Source organism: Dechloromonas denitrificans (assembly GCF_001551835.1).
Lineage (GTDB): Bacteria > Pseudomonadota > Gammaproteobacteria > Burkholderiales > Rhodocyclaceae > Azonexus > Azonexus denitrificans.
The window spans coordinates 426,811-431,419 of the sequence record NZ_LODL01000019.1; the positions used below are offsets into that span (position 1 = coordinate 426,811).

3 protein-coding genes are annotated in these 4,609 nt (G+C 62.5%); all 3 read left to right on the forward strand.

All coding sequences use genetic code 11. From position 1 onward, the window contains the following. The first annotated feature begins 107 nt into the window (after positions 1-107). Genes AT959_RS09870 through AT959_RS09880 form a run of 3 tightly spaced genes read left to right on the forward strand, consistent with a single transcriptional unit; the run spans position 108 to position 4,461 of the window. Positions 108-2,684, forward strand: a complete 2,577-nt coding sequence (locus AT959_RS09870; protein WP_240481803.1) for an ATP-binding protein — start codon at positions 108-110, stop codon at positions 2,682-2,684. Next, complete coding sequence (locus tag AT959_RS09875) at positions 2,681-3,814, forward strand: ATP-binding response regulator (RefSeq protein WP_066882807.1); 1,134 nt, start codon at positions 2,681-2,683, stop codon at positions 3,812-3,814. The genes AT959_RS09870 and AT959_RS09875 overlap by 4 nt, the downstream gene beginning before the upstream one ends. Next, positions 3,811-4,461 (forward strand): response regulator, encoded by a 651-nt coding sequence (locus AT959_RS09880; protein ID WP_066882808.1) that lies wholly within the window; start codon positions 3,811-3,813, stop codon positions 4,459-4,461. The genes AT959_RS09875 and AT959_RS09880 overlap by 4 nt, the downstream gene beginning before the upstream one ends. Positions 4,462-4,609 lie beyond the last annotated feature (148 nt).

Below are 4,609 nucleotides of genomic sequence, written 5' to 3' on the forward strand. Positions count from 1 at the left end.
AAACGGCGCCAAGAAGGTCAAGTAAGCAGGATTGACCGAGCGTACAAAGGGGAGCAGAGTTTCTGCTCCCCTTTTTCATTCCATCGCTTTTCCGGCATTAGGAACGCATGCCCTCCCCCCTCAAATTACCGCTGTCGCTGGCCGGCCTTGCCGGAACCTTGCTGGCGATTGCGATCTGGACGCTGCTCGTACTGGCCTCGCTGCTCGCCCAGCGCGAGCAGTTGAACCGGAATGCCTCGGCCCTCGCCCGCATCGATGCCGTCGCCAATCTGAAAAAGGACATGGCGATCCGCAAATGGGCCTCCGGCGTTGGCGGTGTCTTCATTCGCGAAGAACATGTCCCGTCCCAGAATTCGCTGGAAGAAGAAGAGCGCTTCACAGTCAAGCCCGGTACCGACGAACAATTCAGGATCGTCAGCGTCACCCCGATCCATCTGCTGCTCGCCATCCAGGAAACCAGCAATCGCGGCTTCGGGCACAAGGAGCGCCTGACTTCAAACCAGTTGCGCAATATCGGCAACCGTCCTGACGAATGGGAAAGCCAGGCGCTTGCCGCCTTGAGCCAGGGGGCCGAAATGGTCACCGAAACCCAGCCCAAAAAAGGCAGCCACGGCCTGATGCGCGCCATGCTGCCGATGAAGATGGAAGAGGAATGCCTGGAATGCCACCGCGACACCCTCGTTCCGGTCGGCGGCCTGCGCGGCGGGGCCAGCGTCTCGATCGATCTCAATACCTACCGGACGGCCCAGGAGCCAACCTGGCGGGCGCTGCAATACTGGCACGGCGGCATCTGGACCTTCGGTGCCGCCACCATCCTGCTGCTGCACTTCTTTTCCCGCCGACGGGCGCTTGAACGCCTGTATCAGGACGAAATGCGCCGGGAAAACGAAATGGCCTTTGGCGCAATGGCCGAAGGCGCCGTCATCACCGACGCCGAGGGCACCATACTCTGGGTGAACGATGCCTTCTGCACTATCTTCGGCTTCCGGCGCGACGAGGTGATCGGGCAAAACCCGCGCATTCTCAAGTCGGGACTCCACGACCAGGACTTCTACCGCCAGTTGTGGCACAACCTGACCCAGAATGGACACTGGCGCGGCGAAATCTGGAACCGCCGGAAGAACGGCGAAATCTTTCCGGAAGAAATCTCGATGCAGGCCCTGCGCGGCCCGGACGGCCGCATTCGCCGCTACATCTCGATTTTCTCCGACATCACGCAACGCAAGAAGGCCGAGCAGGAACTGGCCGACTACCGCGAGCACCTCGAAGAACTGGTCCGCCAGCGCACCGAGGAACTGACCGTCGCCCGCGATCAGGCGGAAGCCGCCAACCGCAGTAAATCCACCTTCCTGGCCAATATGAGCCACGAACTGAGGACGCCACTCAATGCGGTGATCGGCTTTTCCCGACTGATGGAAAAAGACAGCAGCCTATCGTCACGACAGCAGGGCAATCTGGAAATCATCAACCATTCCGGGCATCACCTGCTCACCCTGATCAACGACATCCTCGAACTTTCCAAGATCGAGTCGGGCAAGATGGAAATCGCCATCGAGGAAGTCGCCCTCGCCGAATTGCTGACCCAGGTCGTGGACATGATGGGCCTGCGCGCCGAACAGGCGGGACTGACCCTTCGCCTGGAGATGGAAAACCTGCCGGCCGTCGTCATGCTCGACCCGGTGATCATTCGCCAGATCCTGCTCAACCTGCTCTCCAATGCCGTCAAATTCACCCCGCAGGGTGAAATCGTCGTCCGTGCCGAGGCCGTTGCGACCGGCGACAACCGGGTGGACCTGAGCATCGCCGTCCGCGACTCCGGCATCGGCATAGCGCCGGCCGACTGCGAGCGGATCTTTTCTTCCTTCGAGCAAGTAGGCAGCAACCAGCATGGCGGAACCGGGCTGGGCCTGACCATCAGCCGGAACTACGTCCACATGCTGGGCGGCGAGCTTGCCGTCGAGTCAGCCCCCGGACATGGCTCGACCTTCCACTTCACGATTCCGGCACAGCGGGTGGATACGCCGCAACTGCCCGCACGGCCCCCTGAAATTGCCCGAAAACTGCCGGTCGACCGCCGGTGTCGAGTCCTCATCGTCGATGATGGCCAGGCAGCCCGCCTGCTGGTCCGCTCGCTGCTCGAACCGCTCGGCTTCACGATCGATGAAGCGGCTAATCTCGCCGAGGCAGCGACGGCGCTGAGCAAGACGCCGGCCGATCTGGTATTTCTCGACTGGTACCTGCCGGATGGCCAGGGCATCGACTTCATCACCCGGCTGCGCCGCGACAGCATCGATCAGCCGCGGATCGTCATGCTGACCGCCAACGCCTTGCTGGAAGCCCGCGAGGCGGCGCTGGCCGCCGGCGCTGATGATTTTGTCAGCAAGCCTTTCGAGGAAGGCGACATTTTCCGGGCCATCGAGCAGCAATTGGGCATCTGCCTGAGCAGTCCGGGCAACGAAAATCCGCCACCATCCGACATCCAGGAATTTTCCCGACTCTCGCCCGAGACCCGCAAGCGACTGACCGAAGCCGCCATTTCACTGAGCGCGACCGAAATTGAGGCCGCCCTCAGCCAGGTGGCCAGCGAAAACCCCCGCTTTGCCGAGCATCTCTCGGCCCTCTGCCGCGACCGCCATTACCAGACACTTTGGAAAACCCTGGGCATCCTGGACAACGAACAATGAAGACCAATGACGCTCACCGCGTGCCGCCCGAAATCCTGGTCGTCGACGACACCGTCGCCTCGCTCGACCTGCTCTGCGACCTGTTGACCGAAGCCGGCTACGTCGTCCGCCCGGCCCAGGACGGACGCATGGCCTTGCGCTCGGCCCAGGCCAAGCCGCCGGAACTGATCCTGCTCGACGTGCGCATGCCCGGCATGGACGGCTACGAACTTTGCCAGCGCCTGAAAGCCGAGCCGGCCACCCGCGACATCCCGATCATCTTTCTCTCCGCCCTGCGCGATACCGGCGACAAGGTGCGCGGCTTCAGCCTCGGTGCCGTCGACTACATCGCCAAGCCCTTCCAGCCCGAGGAGGTCCTGGCCCGCGTACACACCCATATCGAGTTGCGCCGCCTGCAAACCAAGCTGGAAGACAAGGTCGCCGAGCGCACCGAACAACTGCGACTGTCGGAACAGGAGTTGCGAGATTCCCGCTCCCGCCTGCAGGAACTGGCCAGTTTTCTGCAGACCGTGCGCGAGGAAGAACGCACGGCCATCGCCCGGGAACTGCACGACGAACTGGGCCAGGCCCTGACCGCCTTGCGCATCGACCTCGGCTGGCTGAAACGCCAATGCAGCCCCTTGGGCAGTTCGGTGACGGCGCGCGCCAGCGATGCCCATGCCCTGGTCGAGCGTACTATCGACGCCTTGCGCCGGATCGCCGAGGGGCTACGCCCCGGCATGCTCGACGTGCTTGGCCTCGCCGCGGCGCTCGAACACCTGTGCAGCCAGTTTGCCGAACGCACCGGCATCGCCTGCCAACTGAAACTGGAGCCGGAGGAATTCGACCTCGACGAAGGCCCCGCCATCACCGTCTTTCGCCTGATCCAGGAGGCGCTGACCAATGTCGCCAGGCACGCCAAAGCCAGCCAGATCGAGATCGAAGTCCACGAAACGGCGGACAATATCCACATCGACATTCGCGATAACGGCATCGGCCTCAACCCGGTGCAATCCAAGCAAGGCTTCGGCCTGCTCGGCATGCGCGAGCGGGTCAGCATGCTCGGCGGCCGGATCGAGATTGCCAGCGGCGCCAGCCAGGGCGTTCATATCGTAGCGACACTACCCCGACACGGAGGACATACCCCATGATTCGCACCCTGATCGCCGACGACCACGACATTCTCCGGGCCGGCCTCAAGCACATCCTGCACGACAGCGGCGACATCCTGGTCGCCGGCGAGGCGAGCAACGGCATCGAAGCCATCGGCAACCTGCGGCTGGCCGAATGGGACGCGCTGGTCCTCGACCTGACCATGCCTGGCCGTAACGGCATCGAACTGATCAAGCAGATCAAGGCCGAGTTTCCCAAGCTGCCGATTCTGATCCTCAGCATGCACAAGGAAGACATTTACGCCATCCGCGCCCTGAAGGCTGGCGCCTCCGGCTACCTGTGCAAGGACAACGCGGAAACCCAGCTTGCCGATGCCATCCGCAAGGTCGCCAGCGGCGGCCTGTTCATCAACCAGGCGGTTTCCGACAAACTGACCCAGGAAATGCTGCGCGGCCGCGGCAGCATGGCGCCGCACAATCGCCTGACCGATCGCGAACACCAGATTTTCCTCCTCATCGTGCAGGGCCTCGGCGTCACCGAAATCGGCCGCCAGCTCAGCCTCAGCACCAAAACCGTCAGCACCCACAAGGCGAGCATCCTTGCCAAGATGAACATGACTAACACCGCCGAACTGGTCCGCTATGCCGTCCAGAACCACCTGATCGATGAGGAAAGCATCCTTTAGAACTAGGACGTTCCCTACCCCACTCCTCCCGCTTCCCCAGCCTGCGAATCAGCGATTCGTCACCTGTTAAAGCCTTGATCCGCCGCGCACAATGTGCGGCAAATTGTCGCAGCGGCTGTAAAGGTTGCTGCGCCGATGGGGGACTAGA